The sequence below is a fragment of the Microbacterium jejuense genome (assembly GCF_039544225.1).
Classification (GTDB): domain Bacteria; phylum Actinomycetota; class Actinomycetes; order Actinomycetales; family Microbacteriaceae; genus Microbacterium; species Microbacterium jejuense.
In genome coordinates this window covers 420542-445411 of the sequence record NZ_BAABLG010000001.1, presented here as the reverse complement: position 1 = coordinate 445411, position 24870 = coordinate 420542, and the positions used below count along the sequence as shown (strand labels likewise).

Sequence of the window (24870 nt, the reverse complement as noted above, 5' to 3'; positions counted from 1 at the left end):
GTCAGACCTCGCGTCGCGCTTCGCGTCCGGCGGCGAAGCGGCTCAGCGCGCCCGTCGCTGCGAGCGCGCGCACCGCGAGCCACCCCACGACGCCGGCGAGCAGGGCGCCCGACACGATCAGCGAGACGAGGTAGATGACGTTGAACTCGACGGTCTTGAGGATGTTGGGCGAGCTGCCGTAGAACAGCTCGAACACCCACGCGCCGACACCCGCGCCGACACCGGCGAGCATGGCCACGGGCAGCGTGAAGCGCCGGTACAGGAACAGGGCGAAGACGAGCTCGGCGCCCAGCCCCTGCACGAGCCCGGACAGCACTGTCGAGACGCCCCACACATTGCCGATGAGCATCGACACCAGCGCGGCGATCACCTCGACCAGCAGGGCGGCGCCGGGCTTGCGGATCACGAGACCGCCGATCACGCCACCGATGAGCCAGATGCCGACGGCGAGTCCGCCGAGACCGGGCGTGAGGCCGTCCATGGCGACGAACCAGGTGCCGCCGATGGTGTTCCAGGCCCAGAAGACCAGTCCGACCGCGACGCCGAGAACGGCAGCGACGACGATGTCGACGACGCGCCAGCGAAGGCTGCGCGAAGCCGCGGATGCCGCGGCGACAGATGCTGACGTGGATGCGGACGCGTGCATGTGTTCTCCTCCCTGCGCCGGCATGATCCGGATCAGGTTCGACGGTCGAAGCGTGGATCGCTTCCTCTCAGCCCGGCTCACCGGACTCCCGTGGTTGTGGCCACGAGTATACCGCCGGGGCAGGCAAGGTATCGTTGGGAGGTGACTCCGGACGACGCTGCCCCCGCGCCTTCGCGCCGTGAGCGTCGTGCCCGCACGGCCGAGGTCCTGACGGTTCCGGAGGGAGCCCTCACCGCTCCGGGCGAGACGGTGCCCGCGCCGCGCTCCAGCAGCACCGTTCCGGTCGACACCGCCGCCGTTCCGACCTCGATCGCCGCAGCCCCGCTCGGGGCGGCGACGGCCTCGTCCGCCCTGCCGGTGTTCGAGCCCGCACCGGCGGCGGCCGCTGCGGCGCCCGGTGCGGCATCCGCAGATCTCCCCGCGCCGGCCCCCACGGGCGACGACGTCCCGCTGGACGACCTCGACCTGAGCGCGTTCGACACCGGCGCCCTGCTCGTCGCCGAGCCTGAGGCGCCGCCGGCGGGGACGCCGCGGCTCCCTTCGGACGGCACCGCGCTGTCGTGGGTCGACCCGGCCACCGTCGGCCGCGTGGCCGCCCCGGGCGACTTGACCGCCGCGGCGAGCCCGTACATCGCGGTCGAGGCCGACCTGCTCGCCGACGCGCCGCACCGCTCGCCGCTGCGCGCGGGCGTGATCGTGCCGACGCTCGCGATCGCCGGCGTGCTCGCCGCGTACGCGGGCACCACGCTGCTGTGGCCGCTGAACGCCGTCGCACCGACCGTGACCCCGATCCAGGCGCAGCCCGTCGCCGCTCCCGCCGCCGTGCCGGCGTGGCCGGCCGAGGGCAGCGCCGCCGAGGCCGTCGAAGGCATCGGGACCCTGTCGTCGACGCCCGACGCCGACGCGATCGCGAGCATCACGAAGGTCGTCACGGCGCTCGTCGTGCTCGACGAGCTGCCCCTCGCCGTGGGCGAGCAGGGACCCTCGTACCGGTTCACGTCCGCCGACGGCAACGCCTACTGGCAGTATCTGCGCAGCGGCGAGTCCGCGCTCGACGTGCCGGTGGGCGGCTCGCTCACCGAGTATCAGATGCTGCAGGGCATGCTGATCGGCTCGGCGGGCAACTACGCCGACCGTCTGGCGCAGGATCTGTTCCCCTCCGACGCCGTGTACGCGACGGCGGCGAACGAGTGGCTGACCGCGCACGGCGTCCCGGGCATCACGCTGTACGAGCCCACCGGCATCGACAAGCGCAACCGGGCGAGCGCCGAGTCGCTCATCCCGCTCGCGCAGAAGGCGCTCGAGAACCCGGTGATCGCCGAGATCGTCGCGCAGAAGTCCGTGGTGCTCCCGGGCGCCGGCACTGTCGAGAACACCAACGAGCTGCTGGCCGATCCCGGCGTGGTCGGCATCAAGACCGGCACGCTCGACGCGTGGAACCTGCTGTCGGCCAAGGACGTCACGATCGGCGACACCACGGTGCGCCTGTACGCGTCGGTGCTGGGACAGCCCGACGACGACGCCCGTCTGGCCGCGTCGCGCGCGATCTATGCGCAGCTCGAGCAGGAGCTGCAGCTCAAGCCCTCCGTCGCCGCGGGAACCGTCGCCGGCATCGTCGAGACCCGCTGGGGCGACAAGGTCGACGTGGTCTCGTCCGGCGATGCGTCGGTCGTGCTGTGGAACGGCGGCGTCGGCGAAGTGGCGACCACCTTCGACCTCGGCGACGCGCGGAAGGCGGGCGACGCCGTCGGCTCGCTGCAGGTCACGGGCCCCCTCGACGACACGACCGTCGATCTCACTCTCGCGGCCGACGTCTCCGACCCGTCACCCTGGTGGCGTCTGACGCACCCGCTCGACCTGTTCGGCCTGAACGACTGATCCGGTCGGATGCCGGGCGCCCCGCTCGTCCGGCCGCCGGCATCCCTCCCCGCCATCCTTGCTCGTTGAGAGAGGGCGCATCAGCACCCCGGGGATCAGCGGGTGAGGGCCTCGGACGCGAGGTCGTCCCACAGCGCGGCCGGGATCTCGACGGCCATGAGCTCGGCGTTGCGGCGCAGCTGCTCCGGGCGGCTGCCGCCCACCACGACCGAGCGCACCGCCGGCTCGCGCAGGGTGAACTGCACGGCCGCAGCGGGCAGCGGGACGCCGTGGGCACGGCACACCGCGAGGATGCGCTGCAGGCGGTCCCACAGCTCATCGGGGATCCGGCCGTACTCGTACCGGTCGTCGCGCGACGGCTCGTCCTTCGCGAGAAGGCCGGAATTGAAGACGGATGCCGTCACGACGCCGGTCCCGTGCACACGACAGGCCGGCAGCACCTCATCGGCAGCCGACTGCTCCAGCAGCGTGTAGCGCCCCGCGATCATGATGAGGTCGAGGTCTGCGCCCTCGACGGCCGCCACGAGCGCCGACGACACCATCGAGCCGATGCCGACGGCATCCACTGCTCCCCCGTCGCGCAGCTGCTGCAGCGCGGGGAACGCCTCGCGCAGCGCGAGGTCGAGGTCGTGCCGCTCGGGGTCGTGCAGGTACAGGACGTCGACGCGGTCGAGGCCGAGGCGCTCCAGCGACTCGTCGAGGCTCGCCCGGATGCCGGCGGCCGAGAAGTCCCATTCCCGGCGCAGCGCGGTCGGCACGTGGAAGTCGGCGGCGAGGTCCAGACCGCCGTCGTCATCGGGGTTCGGCCGCAGCAGGCGCCCGGCCTTCGTCGACACGACGAACTCGTCGCGGGGCTTGGTCTGCAGGAACGCGCCCAGGCGCCGCTCCGACAGCCCGAGCCCGTAGTGCGGCGCGGTGTCGAAGTAGCGGATGCCGGCGTCCCAGGCCGCGTCGAGGATCGCCCAGGCGTCGTCGTCGGTGAGCGGCCGGAACAGATTGCCGAGGTTGGCGGCGCCGTACCCGAGACGCGTGAGCGAAGGGAGCTCAGTCATGACGAGGCTGGGCCCACGCGCCGGCGTCTCCGAGCGCCGCGCCGGCGGCGCGGGGAGCAGGCGTGGGGACGACCGCTCCGAACGTGTACGCCGCGCGGCTGGATTGCTTCATCTCCATGCCGCCGCCCGGTGCGAGCGGGGGGACGTAGACGCCGCCGCGCACCTCGGTGGGCACGACGAAGTGCTCGTGCAGGTGATCGACGTACTCGATCATGCGGCCCTCGCGGCTCGCGCTGACGGCGACGAAGTCGAACATCGACAGGTGCTGCACGGCCTCGCACAGGCCGACGCCACCGGCGTGGGGGCATACCGGCACGCCGAACTTCGCCGCGAGCAGCAGGTTGGCGATGTTCTCGTTCACGCCGCCGACGCGCGCGGCGTCGATCTGCATGACATCCAGCGCCTGCGCCTGCAGCAGCTGCTTGAAGATGACGCGGTTCTGTGCGTGCTCGCCCGTGGCCACCCGCACCGGGGCGACGCCGCGCGAGATCTCGGCGTGGCCGAGCACGTCGTCGGGGCTCGTGGGCTCCTCGATCCAGGCGAGGTCGAACTCGGCGAGCGCGTTCACCCACGCGATCGCCTCCGACACCTCCCAGCGCTGGTTGGCGTCGATCGCGATCGGGAACCCCTCGCCGCACGTCTCACGCGCGATGCGCAGGCGCCGGATGTCGTCGTCGAGGTCGGCGCCGACCTTGAGCTTGATCTGCCCGAACCCGTCGGCGATCGCCTCGCGGCACAGCCGGGCGAGCTTCTCGTCGGAGTAGCCGAGCCATCCCGGGCTCGTCGTGTAGGCCGGGTAGCCGGTGGCCAGCAGCTCCGCCTCGCGCTCGGCGCGGCCCGGCTCGGCCGCGCGCAGGATGGCGAGGGCGTCCTGGGGGGTCAGCGCATTGGTGAGATAGCGGAAATCGACCAGCGCGACGATCTCCTCGGGGGTCATGCGCGAGAGCAGCTGCCACAGCGGCAGCCCGGCGCGCTTGGCCTTGAGGTCCCACAGCGCGTTGACGACCGCGCCGATCGCCATGTGCATGACCCCCTTCTCGGGGCCGAGCCAGCGCAGCTGCGAGTCGCCGACGAGCTCGCTGTTGGCCGCGCCCATGTCGGCGAGGAACGGCTCCACCTCGCGCCCCACGAGGTGCGCGGCGAGCGCGTCGAGCGCCGCCACCTGCACGTCGTTGCCCCGCCCGATCGTGAAGACGAAGGCGTGGCCGTCGATGCCGTCGTCGGCGTCGGTCACGATCCGCAGGTAGGCGGCGGAGTAGTCGGGGTCAGGGTTCATCGCGTCGGAGCCGTCGAGGCTCAACGACGTCGGGAATCGGATGTCTGTCGTCTCGAACGCGACGATGCGGCTCACGATGGCGGGTCTCCTGCGGGGGTTTCGGGTTCGAGATACGAACTACCCGCAGTTAAACATCGGATGTCTATACTGTCAATCACGCCCCGCTGCCCAGAGACGCGGTCGCGACAAGCGCTCGCGCCCGCCCCGGAACCACCAGGAGACCAATGAAGTTCGCGCGCCTCGGCGACCCCGGTCACGAGATCCCCGTCGTCCTCGACGGCGATCGCTGCCTCGACCTGCGCCCCCTCACCTCCGATATCGACGGCGACTTCCTCGCCGGCGATCCCGTCGGCCGCACCGCCGCGGCGATCGCCGCGGGCGAGCTGTCCGAGCTCGACGGCGCGGACGGGCTGCGCGTCGGCGCCCCCCTCGCGCGCCCGAGCGCCGTCGTGTGCATCGGCATGAACTACGCCGCGCACGCCGCGGAGTCGGGCTCCGCACCGCCACCGGTGCCGGTGGTGTTCCTCAAGACGCCCAACACCGTCGTTGGCCCGTACGACACCGTGACGATCCCGCGCGGCAGCGAGAAGACCGACTGGGAGGTCGAGCTCGGTGTCGTGATCGGCCGCCGCGCGTCGTACCTCGACTCCCCCGCCGACGCCGCGGCGCACATCGCCGGGTTCGTGACCGCGAACGACCTCTCTGAGCGCACGTTCCAGCTCGAGGTGTCGGGCGGGCAGTGGTCCAAGGGCAAGTGCGCCCCCGGATTCAACCCGACCGGCCCGTGGCTGGTCACGCCCGACGAGGTCGATCCGCAGGCGCTGCGGCTGCGCAGCCACGTCAACGGCGAACCGCGCCAGGACTCGTCGACCGCCGACATGATCTTTCCGGTCGACCACATCGTGTGGCACCTGTCGCAGTTCCTGACGCTCGAGCCGGGCGACCTGGTGCTCACCGGGACCCCGCAGGGCGTCGCGCTGTCGGGCCGGTTCCCGTACCTCGCGCCGGGCGACGTGGTCGACATCGAGATCGAGGGGCTCGGCGCGCAGCGCCAGGAGTTCGTCGCATGGGAGGCATCGCGATGACCGCACAGCTGGACGGACTCGTCGCCGTCGTCACCGGCGGCGCCTCGGGCATCGGCGCCGCCGTCGCGCACGCGCTCGCCGACGAAGGTGCGCAGGTCGCCGTGCTCGACCGCGATCCCGCGGGTGCCGATCCTCGGTTCGCCGCGTTCGCGGCGGACGTCTCGTCGCGGGCGGAAGTGGATGCCGCCGTCGCCGCCGTGGCGGAACGCTTCGGCCGCATCGACATCCTCGTCAACAACGCCGGCATCGGCGCCCAGGGCGACATCGCCGCGAACGACGACGACGAGTGGGCGCGCGTGCTGTCGATCAACGTCACGGGCATCGCACGTGTGACAGCCGCCGCACTGCCGTGGCTGCGGCAGTCGCCGGCGGCGGCGGTGTGCAACACGTCGTCGATCGCCGCGACCGCGGGCCTTCCGCAGCGCGCGCTGTACAGCGCGTCGAAGGGCGCGGTGCTCTCGCTCACGCGCGCGATGGCCGCCGACCACCTCCGCGAGGGCATCCGCGTCAACGCCGTCAACCCGGGCACCGCCGACACCCCGTGGGTGGGGCGGCTGCTCGACTCGGCCCCCGATCCTGCCGCCGAGCGCGCCGCGCTCGAGGCCCGGCAGCCGCACGGCCGCCTGGTGTCGCCGGACGAGGTCGCCGGTGCGGTGCTGTACCTCGTCAGCCCCCGGTCGGGTTCGACGACCGGCACCTCCATCGAGGTGGACGGCGGCATGGCCGCGCTGCGGCTGCGCCCCGTCGGCAGCTGATCCCGGCCCCGAGCTCTCGAGAACGTCTCGCCGCGTTTCGTCTCCGCTCGTTCCTCGCTCCGCGGGGCGGCCGAGGGGTGCACGCCCCCGGTCGTTGAGCGAGCGAAGCGAGACGGGGATCGAGAGCGGGCACCGCCTCAGCGCAGTCCGTACACCCGCTCGGCGTTGGCGGCGAGAACAGCCTCGGCGTCGCCCAACCGGTCCACGGCCCACGTCGCGACGGTCTCGACCCAGCGGCCGTAAGGTCCCGACACCGGCCAGTCGCCGCCGAACAGCAGCCGGTCCGGGCCGAACGCGCCCAGCGCGACGTCGAGGAACGGCCGAAGCTGCGCGTCCGACCACCCGTCCGGGGACTCGCCGGGCAGTCCCGACAGCTTGCACACGACGTTCGGCCGTTCGGCCAGGGCCGCGAGCGCCGCCGACCAGGGCGTTCCGGCGGCGGGGGCTGCGGCATCCACCGTCCCCACGGCGGGCTTGCCGAGGTGGTCGAGCACGATCGCCAGGTCGGGAACCGCGTCGGCGAGCGCGATCACGTCGGCCAGCTGATGCGCCCGGACGCACGCGTCGAAGACGAGACCGGCGGATGCCACGGCCTGCGCCGATGCGCGGAATCCGGGCCGCGCGGCGAAGCCGTCGGGCTCGGACTGCAGCAGACGCCGCACGCCGACGACGAGCGGACGCTCCGCGAAGGCCGCGAGGTGCTCGTCGGTGGCGGCGGGGTCTTCGAGGGGTGCGCGCGCGACGATGCCGCGCACGGCGACGTGAGGCACGAGCGAGGTCACCCAGTCCACCTCGGCCATCGACTGGTCAGGCGCGCAGTCGGCCTGCACGAACACGAATCCGTAGTCCGCGGACGGTGCTTCGGCGAGTGCCCCGTCGAGCTCGACGGGCCCGAAAGATCGGAGCAGCGGGCCGCGAAGCCACTCATAGTCGAGATTCTCGGGGTCCCACAGGTGAAGATGGCCGTCCACAACGCGCATGCGCACCATCCTGACATCGGATGTCTGCGGCCAGGAAGTCTACGATGGGGTCGTGGCCGTCACCGACGAAGCGATCTCGAAGATCAAAGACATGATCGTCCGCGGCGAGCTGTCGCCCGGGTCGCGGCTCCCTCCCGAGAAAGAGCTCGCCGAGACCCTCGGACTCTCGCGCAGCTCGATGCGCGAGGCCGTCAAGGCCCTGGAGGTCATCCGCGTGCTCGACGTGCGCCGCGGCGACGGCACGTACGTGACGAGCCTGGAGCCCACCCTGCTGCTGGAGGCCATCTCGTTCGTCGTCGACCTGCACGACGACGACTCGCTGCTGGAGATCTTCGCCGTGCGCCGAGTGCTGGAGTCGCACGCGACCGGGCTGGCCGCCCAGCGGGCCGAGGCCGCCGACGTGGCGGACCTGAACGCCGAGATCGCCGGCGTCTCGCTCGGCACCGACATCGACGCGCTCGTCGAGCACGACGTCCGCTTCCACGCCGCGATCGCGCGGCTCGGGGGCAACGGCTACCTCGCCGGCCTGCTCGAGAGCCTCACGAGTCAGACCGTGCGGGCGCGCGCCTGGCGCGGTCTCACCCAGGCGGGCGCGGTCGAGCGCACGCTCGCCGAGCACCAGGCGATCCTCGACGCGATCGCCGATCACGACGTCGAGCTCGCCACCGCCGCCGCCCAGGTGCACATCTCGGGCATCGAGCGCTGGCTGCGCCAGGCCCGCGACCGCTCCTGACGCAGCGCAGCGCAGCTCCGGATATCGGACTTCCTGCCTGTTTCCGGAGCATTCGCGCCCGGTCCTCCGGAAACGTCGTGGTTCTCCGATATTCGGAGCGCGAGTGGGGAGTCCTCCGGGAGGAGAAGGGATGCCGCACCCGCGGCCGCCGCACCCCGAAGGCTAGGCGAACCGGACCGTCTGCTGCAGGCGCGTGCGGACGTCGAAGACCTCGTTGCCGCCGATGTCGCGCGCGCCGGTGATGCCGCGGCGCAGGACCGTCGCCAGAGCACTGCGCGAGACCACGGCGACGCGCATGCCGCGCACCTTGCCGATCTCGTCGATGGGCGACAGCACGTCCTCGTCGGGCAGCACGACGATCGCACCGCTGAAGCGCACTCCGGCGGCGCGGGCGACCGTGCGCATGTGGCCGAGCAGCTCGGCGATCGGGGCGCCGGGCACGCCGTCGCCGAGGAATTCGCCGCGGCGCATGCGCACCGGGCCGCCGAAGTCCTCCGACAGCACGCCGTAGAGGCCGCTCGGGCCGAGCACGATGTGGTCGATCTTGGCGTCGGAGCCGCCGGCGGCGACGTCGTGCCACACGGTGTAGCCCATGCCGAGGTCGGCGACGATACGGGCCGTCGCCTCCTCGGCGAGCGCGTCGGCGAGAAGACGGCGCAGCGCGACCGGGGCCGAGCGCACCAGCGCGGGGTCGTACGGGTCGTCGAGCGCGACGCCGCGGCCCACCCACTCCCGGATCAGCGAGAGGTACCGCTCGCGCCGCCATCCGCCGGGCTGCCCGAACGATCGGGCGCGCGGACGCGTGTCGGTGCGGGCGGCCGGCGGGCGCCAGCCCGACCCCGCGGCCGAATAGTCCGGCGCGGCAGCCTCGCCGAAGCCATGACCGCGGTCGTACGCGGCGCGGGCCTCGGGGGTGCCGACGAGCTCCCACGCGCGCTGCACTTGGACGAACACCGCGGCGTCGCCGCCGGTGTCGGGGTGCGTCTGACGCAGCCGCAGCCGGTACGCCTTGCGCAACGCGTCGTCGTCGACGCCGGGGTCGACGACGAGCACCTCGTAGGCGGACGCCGAGAGCGGGCTGTCGAACACGGATCCTCCCCCGGGACCTCAGCGCGTCGCGCGGACGGGCCGCGCGGGAATTCGGAAGTTCAGGCTACGTCACCCGGCCGCATCCGGGCGCGTCTCGTTGCGCCGGGCATAGGCGGCGGCGCTGCGGCTCGACAGCGCGAGCAGCACCAGGATGTCGAGCGCGAGCGGCACGAACGTCTCGTCGACGCGGATCTCCTGGCCCTGCACCCACCAGGCGACGAACGTGGTCGAGATCGACATCACCGAGAGGACCATCACGGCCACGCGCGCCAGGTTGCTGCCGCGCAGCACGAAGACGGCGAACAGCACGTCGAGGGCGACCGAGGCCAGCACGATGCCGACCACGATCCACAGTGCCGTCTGCCGCATGTCGGCGTCGGCGGCGTCGACGCCTTCCAGCGCGAGCTGCATGTCGGGGTCCGCGAGGATGTCGCGCCACAGGGCGGCGATCGCGCCGCCGACGAGCAGGCCCGCGACCGCGCGCAGCAGCACCAGCACCCCGCCGGCGATCGTCGACGCGGGCCTCGGCATGTCGGGGTCGTGGTGCACCGGGCGCAGCAGCCGCGCCGCGGGCTCGTATGCCGGGCGCTTGAGCGGCTCGCCCGCGGCACCGGGTCCGTTGGACGCGCCGCCGGGCACACCGGCCGACGGCGCACCTTCGGCCGCCGGCATCCCCTCGTCGCTCATGCCGCACCGCCTTCCACAGCGCGCACATCCACGATCGGCAGGTCGCCGTCGGTGCGGATGCTGTCGCCCCCGCCGTTGCGGGCGTGATAGCCCGTCGCGAAGTCGCCGATGACGTCGACCGCGACGCGCGGGTCCGCGCCCTGCACGGTGGCCACGATGTGGTCGCGCTCGACGTCGGTGTCGGCGTCGATCTTGTGGGTGACCTGCAGCGTGAACAGCGACAGGCCGACGCGGGTGTCGAAGGTTCCGGCCGCGAGCCAGTCGACGCGGCGGCCGCCCGGCAGCAGCCAGCCGTCGGGGCAGCGCCAGAACCGCACGTGGTGCCGCTGCGCGGGGTTGCCGGCCACCTCCTGCTGGTACGCGAAGTCCTGCTGCCGGCCGAACAGGAACAGCGGGCTCACCGGCGCCTCGTCGTAGCTGCGGCGCGTGATCGTCGACGTGATGATCCGCCACGACGAGCCCAGCGTCACCGGGTCGGCGCGCGTCCAGCCCCCGGCGGCGAGCGCGGCCTCGATCTGCTCGCCGGTCCCGAGGAACGCGAGGTTGACGGGGTCGCCCAGGAGCCCGTCCGAGGTGCGCGTGCGGCCGATGAAGTAGTCGGGCACATAGATCGAGGTCAGGATGCGGTGCAGCCGCGGCAGCACGAGGTAGGCCAGCAGCACCCAGAACGCGATGAAGAACGGGATGCCCCACCACCCCACGTGGAACGTCTCGGTGAGGCTCAGGTACGCCAGCCACAGCGCCGCGACGCCCGCGAACACGAAGAAGAACCAGTCGACGGCGACCCCGATCGAGTATGTGCGGCGCCGGCTGGTCACGATCGCGCCTCCGTCAGCCCCAGAGAGGGATCGCAGGGCGGTACGAGAGCGCGGATGCCGCCACATCCGGCGGCAGGTCCGCGAGGGTCGGGGGTGTCCAGCGGGGGCTGCGGTCCTTGTCGACGACCTGCGCCCGGATGCCCTCGGCGAGGTCGGGCTGACTGGTGGCGAACCACATCACGAGCCCGTACTCCTGCTCCAGCGCGGCGCGCAGGTCGGGCAGCTCGCGCGCGCTGCGCACCGCCGCGAGGGTGACGGCCAGGCCCGTGGGCGACAGCTCGCCGAGCAGGTCGGCGGTCGCGGCGGCCTCGGGCTCGGGGCGGGCGCGCAGCCGCTCGACGATCCCGGCGACGGTGTCGGCGGCGAACGCGTCGTCGATCCACGCGCGCGCGGCCTCGAGCCTGGAGGGCGCCGGTGTCTCGTCGAACAGGAACACGAGCTCGGCCAGCGACGGGTCGGCGCGCGTCTCGAGCGCATCGCGGAAGCCGTCGAGGTTCTCGTACGGCACGAAGTGGTCGGCGAACCCGGCGTAGATCGCGTCGGAGCCGTCCATGACCGCGCCGGTCAGCCCGAGGTACTCGCCGAGGCGGCCCGGGGCGTGGGCCAGCAGCCACGTGCCGCCGACGTCGGGGGTGAAGCCGATGCGGGTCTCGGGCATGGCGAGCTGCGAGCGCTCGGTCACGACGCGGATCGAGGCGTGGCCGGCGACCCCGATGCCGCCGCCCATCGTGATGCCGTCGGCGAAGGCGACGAACGGCTTGGGATATTCGGCGATCCGCGCGTTGAGGGCGTACTCGGCGCGGAAGAACACCGCTGCGTCCTCGGCACGCCCGCTCGTGACCTGCTCGGCGAGGCCTCGGACGTCTCCGCCCGCGCACAGGCCCCGCTCGCCGGCGCCGTCGAGCAGCACCACGTCGACGTCGGTGTCGCGCTCCCACGCGTCCAGCGCCTCCCGCATCCGCTGCACCATGCCGAGATCGAGCGCGTTGATGGCCCGGGGGCGGTTGAGCGTCAGGCGGCCGAGCCCCGCGCGGGCACGGACGACGACGGTGGGCTCGGCGGCAGCGGGGTCGGTCACGAGCGCAACGTTACCGGCGCCGATCGGGCGCGGGGCAAGTTCTCCCACGGTGACGCTGGATTTCCGCCAGGATGGGACGGAGTGCCGCGACGGGGCGGCCTCCCGCCCACACGACGAGAGGGTTCGGCATGCCAGACGGCCAGTCGCTGGAGTTCTCAGGTGTCACCAAGCGCTTCGGCGCGGTCACCGCGGTGTCGGATCTCTCGGCTCGAGTCGAGCCCGGCCGCGTCACCGGATTCCTCGGCCCCAACGGCGCCGGCAAGACCACGACGCTGCGCATCCTGCTCGGCCTGGTCCGGGCCTCGGGGGGTCACGCGACGATCGGCGGCAAGCGCTACGCAGAGCTCGGGCGGCCGCTGCAGAGCGTCGGCGCCGTGCTGGAGGCATCCAGCTTCCACCCCGGTCGCACCGGCGCCGCACACCTGACGATCTACGCGCAGGCGGCCGGGATCCCGCGCAGCCGCGTCGACGAGGTGCTCGCGCTGGTCGGACTCGCGGATGCCGGCGGCCGCAAGGTCGGCGGCTACTCGCTGGGCATGCGCCAGCGCCTGGGGCTGGCATACGCGCTGCTGGGAGACCCGGGCGTGCTGGTGCTCGACGAGCCCGCGAACGGCCTGGACCCGGAAGGCATCCGGTGGATGCGCGGATTCCTTCAGCAGCTTGCCGCCGAGGGACGCACCGTGCTCGTCTCGTCGCATCTGCTCGCCGAGGTGCAGCAGACCGTCGACGCGCTGCTCATCATCTCGCGCGGACGCCTGGTGTTCGAGGGGTCGATCGACGACCTCGCCGACCCGTCCGAGTTCGCCACCGTCGTCGACGCCCCCGACCGCGAGGCCCTCACCGCCGCCCTGTCTGCCGCCGGCCTGCCGTACGAGGTGCTGCGCTCGGGCCTCACGGTGCGCGGCGCCGACCCGGTGGCCGTCGGAGCCGCCGCTGCTGCCGGCGGTGTGGCCCTGTCGGCGCTGCAGCGCCGGGGCCCCGCGCTCGAAGAGGTGTTCCTGGACCTGGTCAACGGCACGCGCGTGCATGGCTCGGCCGCGGGCGCCGTGGGCGCGATGACACCCGTCGCCGCCGCAGTCGAAGCGGAGGGGGTGGATGCCGCCTCCGCGGGCGCGCCTGCCGTCGAAGCCGAGAGGGTCGAGGCCGAGGCCGTCGAACCCGAGGTGGGCGGGGCCGACGTGCAGCCGGATGCGGCGGCGCCGGCCGCGGAGGCCGCCCCCGCTGCGGCGGGAGTGGCGCTCGCCGCCGCCGGCGGCACGGCGCCCGCACCGGAAGACGAGACCGAGGCCGAGGCGGAGGCCCGCGAAGCCGAGGAGTCGGCGCTCGCCGCCGCCGAGCTCGACGCCGAGGCCTCCGGCGCGCCCGGCGCCGCGGCTGCCCTGGGTGCCGCCGCCGGAGCAGCCTGGATCGCGGAGCGCGACGCCGAGCCCGCCTCGGATGCGGCCGAGCCCGCGGTGACGACGGGCGCGGGATTCGCGGTGGCGAGCACCGGCGTGATCGACATCGTCCCGCCCGCTGCCGCCGAGGCGGAGAGCTTCGACGAGGCCGACGCCGCCGACCTGCCGGAGGACGCCGACCCGGACGTGGAGGAGCTCGGCACGATCGATGACGAGCTGGCGACGCCGGAGCCGCCCGATGAGGACGACGACCGTCCGTGGGAGAACTACGTGAAGACCGAGGCCGACGTCGAGGCCGATGCGTTCTTCTCGTCCTTCGACACCGGCGAGGGTGCCGAGGGCGGTGAGGCCGCGGAGTCTGCCGAAGCCGCCGCCGAACCGGAAGACGGGCCGACCGGCTCGGAGCCCACCGACGGCACAGACGTTTCGTCTCCGGACGCTGGAGCGCCCTCCGCGGGGCGACCGGAGGAAGAAGACTCCGACGACCCCCGCTCGTTGAGCGAGCCAACCGAGACGAAACGCCCCGACGGCACGGACGACCCTGACCCGGACGACCCCGGCGCCGGCGGACCGGCCGAGGACGCGGCATCCACTCCCTCGCCCGAAGGCCACGACGGGGAAGGGAGCGAGCGATGAGCCTCACGGCGGCGACCCGCGCCGAGACGACGAAGCTGTTCTCGACGAGCATCTGGTGGATCCTCGCGATCGTGCTGTTCGTGTACATCGCGTTCACCGCGGGCGTGCTCGGGTTCGTGTTCTCGCTCTCGGCGACCGGCGGGCTGCCGGGCGAGGCGAACGCACCGGCACTGCCCGAAGAGGTGCTGCCGGCGACGCTCTACAGCACCGCCACGGCCGTCGGGTACGTGTTCCCGCTGCTGATGGGCACACTGATGGTGACGGCGGAGTTCCGCCACAAGACGCTGACCCCGACGTTCCTCGCGACACCGCGCCGCGGCCGCGTGCTCGTCGCCAAGCTCGCTGTCGGCGTCGCGCTCGGCGTCCTGCTGGGCGTGGTCGGCGTGCTGGCGTCGGTCGGGGTGTCGGCCGCGATCCTCGCGGGGTTCGGGGTCGACACGCAGCTCACGTCGCCCGACATGTGGGCGATGCTGGGACGGATGCTGCTCGCCTACGTGCTGTGGGCGCTCATCGGCATCGGCGTCGGGGCGCTCGTGCGCAACCAGGTCGGCGCGATCGTCGGAGTCCTCGTGTTCACGCAGTTCCTCGAGCCCATCGGCCGAGCAGCTGCGGCCTTCGTCGACGGGCTGTCGGACGTCACCCGCTTCCTGCCGGGGGCTGCCAGCGACGCCCTCGTCGGATCGAGCGTGTTCACGATCGCCGCGACCGGAACCGGAACCTCCGACGGGCTGGAGTGGTGGGCGGGCGCCCTCGTGCTGTTCGGCTACGCGATCGTGTTCGTGGTGCTCGGGCACCTCGTCAGCTGGCGCCGCGACATCAGCTGAGGCGGCTTCCCCGTCTCAGAGCGTGTCGAAGCGTCAGACCGCGGGAGCCGGTGCGGACGTCTTGCGTCTGCGGGTCTTCTTCTCAGGCATGACCGGAGTGGTGCCCGTCTCGGCCGCGATCTCGACGACGTCGACCGGCTCTTCGGCCACCTCGACCTGCAGCGCCTGCACGAGCGCCAGCCCGTGACGCGTGGTGAGGATGACCCGCTGGAACTCGGGGTGCCCCTCCAGGTCGATCACGACGCTCGGGCGGTGCCGGCGGATGACCGCGAAGTCCTCCCCGCCGGCGGAGCGCCACGTGCCCATCGCGATGACGCCGCGCACGTGCGTACCGGGGCTCGGGATGCCGCGCAGCCACGTCCAGGCGTCGTCGGTGAGCTGCACCTTGGTGATCGTGGAGCGCTCGATGACGACATTCCCCTTGCGGAATGACAGGGCGCGCTCGGACACCGACAGCACGACCTCGAGCTGCGTCGAGTCGAGCAGCAGTGTCACCATGTGCCTAGTCTGCCAGCGCCGTCCACCGGATCCGGGCTGATTTGCTTACGGGAGGGCAACGATCCCGGGCCCGGACCCCCGGACTCGGTGCGAGACTGGACCGGTGACCGTCGCGTCCCCCATCGTCGTCTCCCCGTCGGCCGCCGAGGTCGACCTCGTGCTCGAGCGCGCCGCCGCGGGTGCGCGCCTCGACGCCTCCGACGCCGAGACGCTGCTCGGTGCGACGGGCGCGCAGTTCGAACGTCTGCTCGCGCTGGCCTCACAGATCCGGGATGCCGGGCTCGCGGCATCCGGTCGTCCCGGGGTGATCACCTACTCGCGCAAGGTCTTCGTCCCGCTCACGACGCTGTGCCGCGACCGCTGTCACTACTGCGTCTTCGTCGACACCCCCGGCCAGCTGCTGAAGAAGCACAAGCCGGCCTACATGTCTCCGGAGCAGGTGCTCGCGGTCGTGCGGCAGGGCCAGGCCCTCGGCTGCAAGGAGGTGCTGCTGACCCTCGGCGACCGGCCCGAGGAGCGGTGGCCCGAGGCCCGCGCCTGGCTCGACGAGCACGGCTTCGCCTCGACGATCGAGTACGTGGCCCATGTCGCGCGCCTCGTGACGGCCGAGACCGGGCTGCTCGCGCACGCGAACCCCGGCGTCATGTCGGCCGACGAGCTGCGCCTGCTGCGGCCGGTCGCGCCGTCGATGGGCATGATGCTCGAGACGACGTCGCGGCGCCTGTACGAGGAGCCCGGGCAGGTGCACTTCGGCTCGCCCGACAAGGACCCCGCGGTGCGCCTGCAGGTCATCGAGGACGCCGGCCGCGCGCGGGTGCCGTTCACCACCGGCATCCTCGTGGGCATCGGAGAGACGGTGCGCGACCGGGCCGATTCGCTCGTTGCGATCCGCGAGGCGCACGAGGGGCATCAGGTCGACGGCCAGGGCCACGTGCAGGAGGTCATCGTCCAGAACTTCCGGGCCAAGCCGCGCACCGCGATGCAGGGCGCACCCGACGCGGAGCTGATCGAGTACGTCGCGGCGGTCGCCGTCGCGCGGCTCGTGATGGGTCCGCGCATGCGTATCCAGGTGCCGCCGAACCTGTCGGACCCCACCGAGTTCGACCTGCTCGTGCGCGCCGGCGCCGACGACTGGGGCGGGGTCTCGCCGCTGACCGCCGACCACGTCAACCCCGAGCGGCCGTGGCCGCACCTGTCGGACCTCGAGCGCATGACAGCCGAGCTCGGCTTCGCGCTGCGCGAGCGCCTGACGGCCCAGCCCGAGTTCGTGCAGGCCGCCGACACGTGGATCGCCCCGGAGCTGCGGCCCGCGGTGGCAGCTCTGGCCGACCCCGCGACGGGGCTCGCCGCCGACACCGTCAAGGATTCAGGAGACACGCCGGTCGATGGCACCCGCAGCGCCCCACCGGCCACAGATCTCCTGATTCCTCGACGCGCGCACGACGTGCGCCGCCTCGCCGAGGCCGCGGCCGCCGACCCGCTCGCGCTCGACGACCCCGAGTGGACCGCACTGCTCGAAGCGACCGGCGACGACCTCGACGTGCTCACGGCGACCGCCGACGACGTGCGCCGCTACACCGTCGGCGAGGCGGTGACGCTCGTGGTCAACCGCAACCTCACGTCCTCCGGCCTCGGCACCGTCTTCGACCTCGACGACGTCGCCGCGATCGCCGCCGACGCGTGGAACCTCGGTGCGACCGAGATCTGCGTGCAGGGGATGCTGCCGCGCGAGGCCGACCCTGCCGGGTACCTCGACATCGCCCGTGCCGTGAAGCGCGGGGCCGCCGGCATCCACCTCCACGCGTACCGCCCGCAGGATGTGCAGGACCTCGCCGATCGGTCGGGGCTGGGCCTCGACGGCGCCCTCGCGGCGCTGCGCGACGCGGGCGTCGACACCGTTCCCGGTACCGGGGTGAAGGTTCTCAGCGAACGTGTGCGCGCACTCGTCGCGCCCGCCGACCTGGAGATCGACCGCTGGGTCGAGGGCATCACAGCGGCGCATCGCGCGGGGTTCCGGTCCACGAGCGTGCTGTTCTACGGCCACGTCGAGACGGCCCCAGAGCGCATCGCGCACCTGCGGCAGCTGCGCGCGATCCAGTCCGCCACGGGCGGGTTCACCGAATTCGTGCCGATCCCGCTGCCCGGTCCCGCGGGCGGCGTGCCGCTCGTGCCCGGCCGTGTGCCGCTCGACGAGCACCGCGCGATGGTCGCGGTGTCGCGACTGCTGCTGTCGGGCAGCATCCCGCACGTGCAGATCCCGTGGACCCGCGTGGGCCGCGAGGCCTCGGTCACGCTGCTGCAGTCCGGCGGCGACGACCTCGGCGGCACTCTCCTGGACGGCCGCGTGAAGCCGGAGGCGGGCATCGAGTTCGGCCAGGAGCTGCCCGCGGCCGACGCCGCAGCCATGGTCGCGCGACTGTTCCGACCGTTCCGGCGGCGGACGACCACCTACGGGCAGGTGTCCGGATGACCCACGTAGAGGTCGCGATCGTCGGAGCCGGGTTCGCCGGCATCGGCATCGCGATGGCGCTGCGCCACGCCGGCATCGACGACCTCGTGGTGCTCGAACGGGCGCCGTCCATCGGCGGCACCTGGCGCGACAACACGTACCCGGGCATCGCGTGCGACGTGCCGTCGCACCTCTACGGCTTCGCGGCGCACCCGAACCCGTCGTGGTCGGGCACCTACGCGCGCGGCGACGAGATCCGCGCCTACCTGGAGCATGTCGTCGACGCCGAGGGCCTGCGCGACCGCGTCCGCCTGAACACGGCGATGCGCGGCGCCCGCTGGGATGCTCAGCGCGGGGCGTGGCTTCTCGACACTGCGATCGCGAGTGGCCCCGCCGGACAGGTCACCGCCCGCGCCCTCGTACTGGCCTGCGGCCGCCTCACCGAACCGGCCATCCCCCAGCTCGCGGGGCTCGAGACCTTCCCGGGTCCGATGTTCCACTCGGCACGGTGGGACCACGACGCGCCGCTCGCCGGCCGCCGCGTCGGCGTCGTCGGCACCGGTGCCAGTGCGATCCAGATCGTGCCCGAATTGGCGCGGACCGCCGCCCACGTGACCCTGTTCCAGCGGACGCCCGCCTGGATCGTGCCGCGCGGCGGCGACGTCTACTCCGACACCGACCGCGACAGCTTCGCTGCGCACCCTGAAGCGCTCGAAGCGCTGCGCGCCGACCTCTACGCCGAGGGCGAGGCCCGTTTCGCGTCGCGCTCGGGCGACTCGGCCGCCGCCGCGGAGGCGGAGGCGATCGCCCGGGCGCACCTGGAGTCCCAGGTCGCCGACCCGGCGCTGCGCGCCCTGCTCACGCCGGACTACGCGTTCGGCTGCAAGCGCGTGCTGCTGTCGGATGACTTCTACCCCGCCGTCGCCTCGGACGCTGTGACGCTCGTGCCGTCCGCGGTGGACCGGATCGACGGCTCGACGATCGTCGCCGCGGACGGCTCCGCGCACACGATCGACGCGCTCGTGCTGGCGACGGGCTTCGCATCGACCCGCCAGCCCTATGCGGAGCTCGTCGCGGGCGAGGGCGGGCAGACCCTCGCCGAGCACTGGTCCGGCGGCATGACCTCGTTCGCCTCGACGGTCGTCGCCGGCTTCCCCAACCTCTTCGTCCTGAACGGCCCCAACGCCTCGCTCGGGCATTCGTCGTCCGTGCTCATGATCGAGGAGCAGGCCGCATACGCCGCACGCGTGCTGCGGCATCACGCCGGCGGCGTGCTGCGCGTGGACCCCGCCGCCGAGCAGGCCTACACCGACGAGATCGCGCGGGCCGCTGCATCCACTCGCTGGATGACGGGCGGATGCCGCAACTGGTACGTCGACGAGCGGTCGGGGCGCCTGACCCTGCTGTGGCCCGGAACCGTGGACGCGTTCCGTGCGCGGCTCGACCGCGCCGACGGCTCGGAGTTCCTCTCCGCGCCGTCTCTCACGCCCCTGCTGGAAGGAACCTCCGCATGACGATCCCGCTGCGCTTCGGATACAAGGCCTCGGCCGAGCAGTTCGGCCCGGCCGAGCTGCTGGACTACGCCGTCCAGGCCGAGGAGGCCGGGTTCGACTCGGTGTTCATCTCGGACCACCTGCAGCCGTGGCTGCACGACGGCGGCCATGCGCCGGCATCCATCCCGTGGCTCGGTGCGCTGGGCGCCCGCACGTCGCGCGTGCTGATCGGCACGTCGGTGCTGACCCCGACGTTCCGCTACAACCCCACCGTGGTCGCGCAGGACTTCGCGACACTCGGCGTGCTGTATCCGGGGCGCGTGATCCTCGGCGTCGGCACCGGCGAGGCGCTCAACGAGGCGAACCTGGGCATCGCGTGGCCCGACCCGCCCGAGCGGTTCCAGCGCCTCAAAGAGGCGATCGGCCTCATCCGGCAGCTGTGGTCCGAGGACCGCGTGACCTTCGACGGCACGTACTACCACGCGCACAACGTCACGATCTACGACAAGCTGCCCGAGCCGGTGCCGATCTACATCGGCGCCGCAGGGCCCGCCGCCACGCGCCTGGCCGGTCGCATCGCCGACGGCTTCATCACCACGAGCGGCAAGAAGCGCGAGCTGTACACCGACACGCTGCTGCCTGCGCTGCACGAGGGACTGGAGAAGGCGGGGCGCCCCGCCGACGCCATCGATACGCTCATGGAGGTGAAGGTGTCGCTCGCGCCCACCCTCGACGAGGCGCGCGAGAAGACCCGGTTCTGGGCCCCGCTGGCGCTCACGCCCGAGGAGAAGATGGGCGTCGACGACCCCATCGAGATGCAGCGCCTCGGCGAGCAGCTGCCGATCGAGCGCACCGCCTCGCGCTTCATCGTGTCGGACGACCCCGACGAGCACGTCGAGCGCATCGGCTGGTACATCGACCTCGGCTTCCGCCACCTCGTGTTCCACGACCCCGGCCACGACCAGGGTGCGTTCCTGCGCATGTACGGCGAAGAGATCCTGCCGCGCCTGCGCGCGAAGTACGGCGCGTGACGGGCTTGTTCGGCCGGTTCCGGCGATCGTCGGCGCGCAGTACTCAGTCTGGGCGTGCCGACGCCGCCGCCGACACGCATACTGAATTGCGGACGCCGCGCTGGGTCGTCGTGGTGCCGGTCAAGCCGTCGGCGCACGGCAAGTCCCGTCTCGACGTGCCGGGCGTCGCCCGCAAGGACCTCGCCCGGGCCATCGCCCTCGACACCCTGGAGGCGGCGACCGCGTGCGACGTCGTCGCGCAGGTCGTCGTGGTCACCGACGACGCCGCCCTCGCCCGCGACGCGGCGATCATCCCGGCGCTCCGGTTCGTGCCCGAGGGCGATGCCGGCGGGCTCGACGCCGCGGTGGCCGCCGGTGTCGCGGCGATCGATCCGAGCGGACGGATGCCGCGCGCCGCCCTTCTGGGCGACCTGCCGTCGCTGCGCCCCGAGGATCTGGGCGAGGCGCTGCGGGCCGCGGCATCCCTCCCCCGCGCCGTCGTCCCCGACGCCGAGGGCACCGGGTCGACATTGGTCGCCGCCGGCCCCGGCGTCGACTGGGCGTCGTCGTTCGGCGACGGGTCGTTCACGCGGCACGTCGCACTCGGGTGCGTGGCGCTGGACATCCCGGATGCCTCGACCCTGCGCCGCGACGTCGACACCGCCGCGCAGCTCGACGCCGCCCGCGCGCTGGGCCTCGGCCCCCGCACTGCGGCGCTGCTGGCAGGGGCTGCGATCTGACGGCGCCGCGCGCGTCAGCCGCCGCGCAGACCTCCGCAGATTCTTTGTGCACAGTCCACAAGATGCGCCCTCGCATGCGTCGCTAGCCTGACGGGATGAGCGACTACCAGGTGCTGGAGATGGGCGGCCTCGACCAGTGGCGGGGGCACTACGGCGGATTCACTCCGGAGAAGTCGCGCGACGGCCGGCGCGTCGTCGACCACGAGCTGACGATGCAGTACATCGGCATGACCGCCAACGCCTTCGAGCCCGGTGAAGAAGCCGGGTACTGGCACGTGCACGAACACATCGAGGAGGTCTACGTGTTCCTCGGCGGCCATGGCCAGATGGCGCTGGACGACGACATCGTCGACGTCGGACCCGGCACGGTCGTGCGGGTCGGTCAGGGCGTGTTCCGCACGTGGCGCGCACTGCCCGACAGCCCCGAACAGCTGCGCTGGCTGTGCCTGCGTGCCGGCGGGCAGGAGCTTCCGGAGTTCCCCGACGACAGCCGTCGCGCGCCCGAGCGCCCGTCACCGTGGAACTGAGCCCGCAGGACGCCACCCTCGCCGCATACGAGCGCGGCGCGCAGCAGTACGCCGAGCGCACCGCGGCCGCCCCGGCTCCTGAGGTCGACGCGCTGCTGGCCCGCGTCCCGGCAGGGGCGCACGTGCTCGAGCTCGGCAGTGGGCCCGGAAGGGATGCCGGGGCCCTCGAATCGGCCGGCCTCACCGTCGACCGCACCGACGGGGCGGCCGCGTTCGTCGAGGCGCAGCGGGCAGCAGGTCACCAGGCGCGCGTGCTCGACGTGCGATCCGCCGACTTCGGCGGCCCGTACGACGCCGTCTTCGCGAACGCCGTGCTGCTGCATGTCCCACGCGCCGACCTGCCCGGCGTGCTCGCCACCGCACGCCGCGCGTGCCGGCCCGACGGTGTCCTCGTCGCGAGCTTCAAGAAGGGCGCGGGCGACGCCTGGACGCAGGTCAAGCTCGACGACCCCCGGCATTTCACCTACTGGGACGAGGCGGGCCTGACCGCCGCCCTGACCGCCGCCGGCTGGACACCCGAGCAAGTCGCCGAGTCGACGCTCCCCGCGTCGGCCGAGCGGTGGATCACGGCGATCGCGCGGAACGAGGCATCCCTCCCGGCATGACCGCCACCCCGCTACCGGCGCCCGTCAGACGATCAGCAGATACACGGCGCCGACGATCGTGAACGCGATCACGAGCTTCTCGAACACCGACTGGGGCATGCGGTCGGCCAGCCACCGTCCGAGGAACGCCGCGACGACGACCAGCGGCACCAGGACGAGGTCGATGAGCAGCCCCGGGACCGTGATGATCCCGATGCCGATCGAGAACGGGACCTTGAACAGGTTCACGATCGCGAAGAACCAGGCGGCGGTGCCGAGGAACGCCTTCACCTCGAACCTCGCCGCGAGGAAGTACATCGACATGACCGGTCCGGCGGCATTCGCCACCATCGTGGTGAACCCGCCGAGCGTGCCGTAGGTGGCCGCGGCGACGCGATGCGAGCCGCCCTCACCCGCGACCGGCCCGCTGACCCGTCGGCGCCACAGCGTGAGCGCGATCACCGCGAGCAGGATCACACCGATGGTGCGCTTGACCCACAGGTCGTCGGCGAACCACAGGAAGACGACCCCCAGCAGCACACCGACCACGACGGCCGGTGCGAGGCGCAGCAGCGTCTTCCAGTCCGCGTGACGCCGGTACATCGTGACCGCGAAGACATCAGCGACGATGAGCAGCAGCAGGAGCACGCCGGTGGACTGCTTGGCCGGCAGCACGGCGGCGAAGATCGCGACGGCGATCGTCCCGGCACCCGGGACGGCGGTCTTCGAGAGCCCGACGACGACGGCCGCGACGCCGAGCAGAGCCCACGCCCACCACGCGAGGTCGGGCAGCATCAGACCTCTGCCGCCGCGAAGGCCGCCTCGGCGAGCGCGGTCGAGCGCGCCGCATCCGTCATCCACAGCGGACGGACGAGGGAACGGATGCCGCGACCGGCGACCTCGTCCGCCACGTGCTCATCCTCTTCGGCGAGCAGCCACGCGTCGAGCAGTCCGCCGTCGGTGCGCGCGCCGTAGAGGCCGGCCACGGCCGCGGCGGACGTCTCGACGCCGATGGCGGTGAGGCACACATCGGCCATGCCGCGCACGACCTTGCCGCCGATGATCGGCGAGACGCCGACGACAGGGGCTGCGGTCGCGCGCAGCGCCTCGCGCATGCCGGGGACGGCGAGGATCGGGCCGATCGACACGACCGGGTTCGACGGCGCCAGCAATACGACGTCCGCGTCGGCGATGGCCTCGACGACACCGGGAGCGGGTCTTGATGCCGCGACCCCGGGATTCTCGAACGCCGCGGGCGCGAGCGTCGCACGGTGCCGCGTCCACCACTCCTGGAAGTGCAGGCGGGTGCCGTCGTGCAGCACGACGATCGTGTCGACCTCGGAGTCGGTCATCGGCAGCAGGCGCGCGCCGAGCGGCCAGCGATGCGACATGCGCTCGAGCACCTGCGTCGGCGTGAGGCCTTCGCGCAGCCAGCCGGTGCGGGCGAGGTGGGTGCCGAGGTCGAGGTCGCCGAGCGTGAACCACGGCCAGCCGGCGCCCCACTCCTGCAGCTCGTGATTGACCCGCTCGGTGTCGCCCTGGCGCCCCCAGCCGCGCTCGGTGTCGTTGACGCCGGCGAGCGCGTACGTGATCGAGTCGACGTCGGGCTGCAGGCGCACGCCCGACAGCCACAGGTCGTCACCCGTGTTGACGACGACGGTGAGCGCGACAGCGGTGTCGTCGAGTCCGCGGGCGCGGAGGGCGCCGCGCACACCGAGCACGAACCGGGAGCCGCCGACGCCGCCCGCAAGCACGACGATGCGAGGCGCGCGCGTCACGTGCCGTCAGCCCTGGTGCTTGGCGTGCAGCTGCGGAAGGACACCGGTCTTCGGCGCGAACTCGTCGGTCGCGTGCGGCAGCGGGAACTTGGCCACCGCATCGATCAGCGCGTCGACGGTCTGGGCCTCGGCGACGACGTCGACATCGAGGCCGGCACGACGCGCGTCTTTGGCGGTGCGGGGTCCGATGGCCGCGACGAGCGTGGTCTCGGGAAGCTCGGGGAACTGCTCGTGCACCTGCTGGGCGACCGAGCCGCTCGTGACGAGGATGGCGTTGATGCGGCCGGAGTGGACGTCCTCGGCGATGCGCTCGGTGACCGGCACGCCGACCGTGCGGTACGCGACGACGCTGCGCACGCGGTGGCCCGCCTCGGTGAGCATCCGGGTGAGCACCGGCTTGGCGATCTCGCTGCGCAGCGTGAGGATGTCGCGGGCTTCGGGCTCGAGCCCGATGAGCTGCTCGGCCATGCCTGCGGCGGAGTTGTCGCGCTCGGGCACGAGATCGACCCGGTAGCCGACGGCCAGCAGCGCGGCCGCCGTGGTCTCGCCGACGGCGGCGACCTTGGTGGTGGCCGGAACGACGGCGCGATAGGCGTAGAGCACGTCCACCGTCGTGGCGCTGGTGACGGTCAGCCAGTCGAACGCGCCGGCGGCCAGGTCGGCGAGGGCCTGATCGAGCGTGGCCTGGTCGTTCGTCGGCGCGAAGTTGATGAGCGGGGCGATGACCGGGGTGGCGCCCTGACGTCGCAGGTTGGCCGCGACACCGTCGCCCCAGGGGCCCCCGCGGGGCACGAGGACGCGCCAGCCGGTCAGGGGCTTGACGGGCTGGTGCGATGCTGCGGCTGTGTTCATAAAGG

At 72.8% G+C, this 24870-nt stretch carries 24 protein-coding genes and 1 riboswitch; of the genes, 12 read left to right on the top strand and 12 right to left on the bottom strand.

The window, feature by feature from the left end:
• Window position 1: 1 nt before the first annotated feature.
• Window positions 2–646 (bottom strand): ECF transporter S component, encoded by a 645-nt coding sequence (locus ABEA46_RS01950; RefSeq protein ID WP_345542641.1) that lies wholly within the window; start codon window positions 644–646, stop codon window positions 2–4.
• A riboswitch (TPP riboswitch) is annotated at window positions 639–748 on the bottom strand. Its footprint overlaps the gene before it by 8 nt.
• 39 nt (window positions 749–787) lie before the next feature.
• On the opposite strand from ABEA46_RS01950, the gene ABEA46_RS01945 reads away from it, so the two are divergent.
• The gene (locus ABEA46_RS01945; RefSeq protein ID WP_345542640.1) at window positions 788–2524 is read left to right on the top strand and encodes a D-alanyl-D-alanine carboxypeptidase family protein; all 1737 of its coding nucleotides are present in this window, start codon (window positions 788–790) and stop codon (window positions 2522–2524) included.
• Window positions 2525–2619: 95 nt separating this feature from the next.
• On the opposite strand, the gene ABEA46_RS01940 is transcribed toward ABEA46_RS01945, so the two are convergent.
• Together ABEA46_RS01940 and ABEA46_RS01935 are read right to left on the bottom strand one after the other, a co-directional pair.
• Complete coding sequence (locus ABEA46_RS01940; protein WP_345542639.1) at window positions 2620–3576, bottom strand: aldo/keto reductase; 957 nt, start codon at window positions 3574–3576, stop codon at window positions 2620–2622.
• Window positions 3569–4927, bottom strand: coding sequence for an enolase C-terminal domain-like protein (locus ABEA46_RS01935; RefSeq protein WP_345542638.1), 1359 nt, complete (start codon window positions 4925–4927; stop codon window positions 3569–3571). Before ABEA46_RS01935 ends, ABEA46_RS01940 begins: the two co-directional genes overlap by 8 nt.
• Before the next feature lie 149 nt (window positions 4928–5076).
• Between ABEA46_RS01935 and ABEA46_RS01930 the strand changes: the two genes are divergently transcribed.
• Both ABEA46_RS01930 and ABEA46_RS01925 read left to right on the top strand, forming a co-directional pair.
• Window positions 5077–5937 (top strand): fumarylacetoacetate hydrolase family protein, encoded by an 861-nt coding sequence (locus tag ABEA46_RS01930; RefSeq protein WP_345542637.1) that lies wholly within the window; start codon window positions 5077–5079, stop codon window positions 5935–5937.
• Window positions 5934–6692, top strand: coding sequence for an SDR family NAD(P)-dependent oxidoreductase (locus ABEA46_RS01925; RefSeq protein WP_345542636.1), 759 nt, complete (start codon window positions 5934–5936; stop codon window positions 6690–6692). Before ABEA46_RS01930 ends, ABEA46_RS01925 begins: the two co-directional genes overlap by 4 nt.
• Window positions 6693–6829: 137 nt before the next feature.
• Here the strand turns inward: ABEA46_RS01925 and ABEA46_RS01920 are convergent, their stop codons facing one another.
• On the bottom strand, window positions 6830–7672 hold the full coding sequence (locus ABEA46_RS01920; RefSeq protein WP_345542635.1) for an amidohydrolase family protein: 843 nt from the start codon (window positions 7670–7672) through the stop codon (window positions 6830–6832).
• A 52-nt stretch (window positions 7673–7724) separates the two neighbouring features.
• Here ABEA46_RS01920 and ABEA46_RS01915 point away from each other — a divergent pair, with 52 nt between their 5' ends.
• Window positions 7725–8405, top strand: a complete 681-nt coding sequence (locus tag ABEA46_RS01915) for a FadR/GntR family transcriptional regulator (RefSeq protein ID WP_345542634.1) — start codon at window positions 7725–7727, stop codon at window positions 8403–8405.
• Window positions 8406–8567: 162 nt separating this feature from the next.
• Here ABEA46_RS01915 and ABEA46_RS01910 read toward each other — a convergent pair whose 3' ends face one another.
• The 4 genes from ABEA46_RS01910 to ABEA46_RS01895 all read right to left on the bottom strand — a co-directional run bounded on the left by ABEA46_RS01910 (window position 8568) and on the right by ABEA46_RS01895 (window position 12077).
• Entirely contained in the window at window positions 8568–9494 is a 927-nt protein-coding gene (locus ABEA46_RS01910) for a DnaJ domain-containing protein (protein WP_345542633.1), read from the bottom strand.
• 69 nt (window positions 9495–9563) lie between these two features.
• Window positions 9564–10181, bottom strand: a complete 618-nt coding sequence (locus ABEA46_RS01905) for a hypothetical protein (RefSeq protein ID WP_345542632.1) — start codon at window positions 10179–10181, stop codon at window positions 9564–9566.
• Window positions 10178–10999, bottom strand: coding sequence for an LssY C-terminal domain-containing protein (locus tag ABEA46_RS01900; RefSeq protein ID WP_345542631.1), 822 nt, complete (start codon window positions 10997–10999; stop codon window positions 10178–10180). Before ABEA46_RS01900 ends, ABEA46_RS01905 begins: the two co-directional genes overlap by 4 nt.
• 13 nt (window positions 11000–11012) lie before the next feature.
• Complete coding sequence (locus ABEA46_RS01895; RefSeq protein ID WP_345542630.1) at window positions 11013–12077, bottom strand: enoyl-CoA hydratase/isomerase family protein; 1065 nt, start codon at window positions 12075–12077, stop codon at window positions 11013–11015.
• A gap of 128 nt (window positions 12078–12205) precedes the next feature.
• On the opposite strand from ABEA46_RS01895, the gene ABEA46_RS01890 reads away from it, so the two are divergent.
• Together ABEA46_RS01890 and ABEA46_RS01885 are read left to right on the top strand one after the other, a co-directional pair.
• Window positions 12206–14110: an ABC transporter ATP-binding protein gene (locus ABEA46_RS01890; RefSeq protein ID WP_345542629.1), complete on the top strand. Its 1905-nt coding sequence runs from the start codon at window positions 12206–12208 to the stop codon at window positions 14108–14110.
• A complete protein-coding gene (locus tag ABEA46_RS01885) occupies window positions 14107–14934 on the top strand; it encodes an ABC transporter permease (RefSeq protein ID WP_345542628.1) in 828 nt (275 codons plus the stop codon). Before ABEA46_RS01890 ends, ABEA46_RS01885 begins: the two co-directional genes overlap by 4 nt.
• Window positions 14935–14967: 33 nt before the next feature.
• Here the strand turns inward: ABEA46_RS01885 and ABEA46_RS01880 are convergent, their stop codons facing one another.
• Window positions 14968–15432 carry a hypothetical protein gene (locus tag ABEA46_RS01880; protein WP_345542627.1) on the bottom strand — a complete coding sequence of 155 codons (465 nt, stop codon included), beginning with the start codon at window positions 15430–15432 and terminating at the stop codon, window positions 14968–14970.
• Window positions 15433–15535: 103 nt separating this feature from the next.
• On the opposite strand from ABEA46_RS01880, the gene cofG reads away from it, so the two are divergent.
• The 6 genes from cofG to ABEA46_RS01850 all read left to right on the top strand — a co-directional run bounded on the left by cofG (window position 15536) and on the right by ABEA46_RS01850 (window position 22256).
• Window positions 15536–17902, top strand: coding sequence for a 7,8-didemethyl-8-hydroxy-5-deazariboflavin synthase CofG (cofG, locus tag ABEA46_RS01875; protein WP_345542626.1), 2367 nt, complete (start codon window positions 15536–15538; stop codon window positions 17900–17902).
• Window positions 17899–19395 carry a flavin-containing monooxygenase gene (locus ABEA46_RS01870; protein ID WP_345542625.1) on the top strand — a complete coding sequence of 499 codons (1497 nt, stop codon included), beginning with the start codon at window positions 17899–17901 and terminating at the stop codon, window positions 19393–19395. Before cofG ends, ABEA46_RS01870 begins: the two co-directional genes overlap by 4 nt.
• Window positions 19392–20405 carry a glucose-6-phosphate dehydrogenase (coenzyme-F420) gene (fgd, locus tag ABEA46_RS01865; protein ID WP_345542624.1) on the top strand — a complete coding sequence of 338 codons (1014 nt, stop codon included), beginning with the start codon at window positions 19392–19394 and terminating at the stop codon, window positions 20403–20405. Before ABEA46_RS01870 ends, fgd begins: the two co-directional genes overlap by 4 nt.
• Before the next feature lie 86 nt (window positions 20406–20491).
• Window positions 20492–21124, top strand: coding sequence for a 2-phospho-L-lactate guanylyltransferase (cofC, locus tag ABEA46_RS01860; protein ID WP_345542623.1), 633 nt, complete (start codon window positions 20492–20494; stop codon window positions 21122–21124).
• Window positions 21125–21219: 95 nt separating this feature from the next.
• On the top strand, window positions 21220–21651 hold the full coding sequence (locus tag ABEA46_RS01855; RefSeq protein WP_345542622.1) for a cupin domain-containing protein: 432 nt from the start codon (window positions 21220–21222) through the stop codon (window positions 21649–21651).
• Window positions 21642–22256, top strand: coding sequence for a class I SAM-dependent methyltransferase (locus ABEA46_RS01850; protein WP_345542621.1), 615 nt, complete (start codon window positions 21642–21644; stop codon window positions 22254–22256). The genes ABEA46_RS01855 and ABEA46_RS01850 overlap by 10 nt, the downstream gene beginning before the upstream one ends.
• A 24-nt stretch (window positions 22257–22280) precedes the next feature.
• Here ABEA46_RS01850 and ABEA46_RS01845 read toward each other — a convergent pair whose 3' ends face one another.
• Genes ABEA46_RS01845 through ABEA46_RS01835 form a run of 3 tightly spaced genes read right to left on the bottom strand, consistent with a single transcriptional unit; the run spans window position 22281 to window position 24865 of the window.
• Window positions 22281–23030: a sulfite exporter TauE/SafE family protein gene (locus ABEA46_RS01845; RefSeq protein WP_345542620.1), complete on the bottom strand. Its 750-nt coding sequence runs from the start codon at window positions 23028–23030 to the stop codon at window positions 22281–22283.
• A complete protein-coding gene (gene cofD, locus ABEA46_RS01840) occupies window positions 23030–24013 on the bottom strand; it encodes a 2-phospho-L-lactate transferase (protein ID WP_345542619.1) in 984 nt (327 codons plus the stop codon). Before cofD ends, ABEA46_RS01845 begins: the two co-directional genes overlap by 1 nt.
• 6 nt (window positions 24014–24019) lie before the next feature.
• On the bottom strand, window positions 24020–24865 hold the full coding sequence (locus tag ABEA46_RS01835) for a uroporphyrinogen-III synthase (protein ID WP_345542618.1): 846 nt from the start codon (window positions 24863–24865) through the stop codon (window positions 24020–24022).
• Window positions 24866–24870 lie beyond the last annotated feature (5 nt).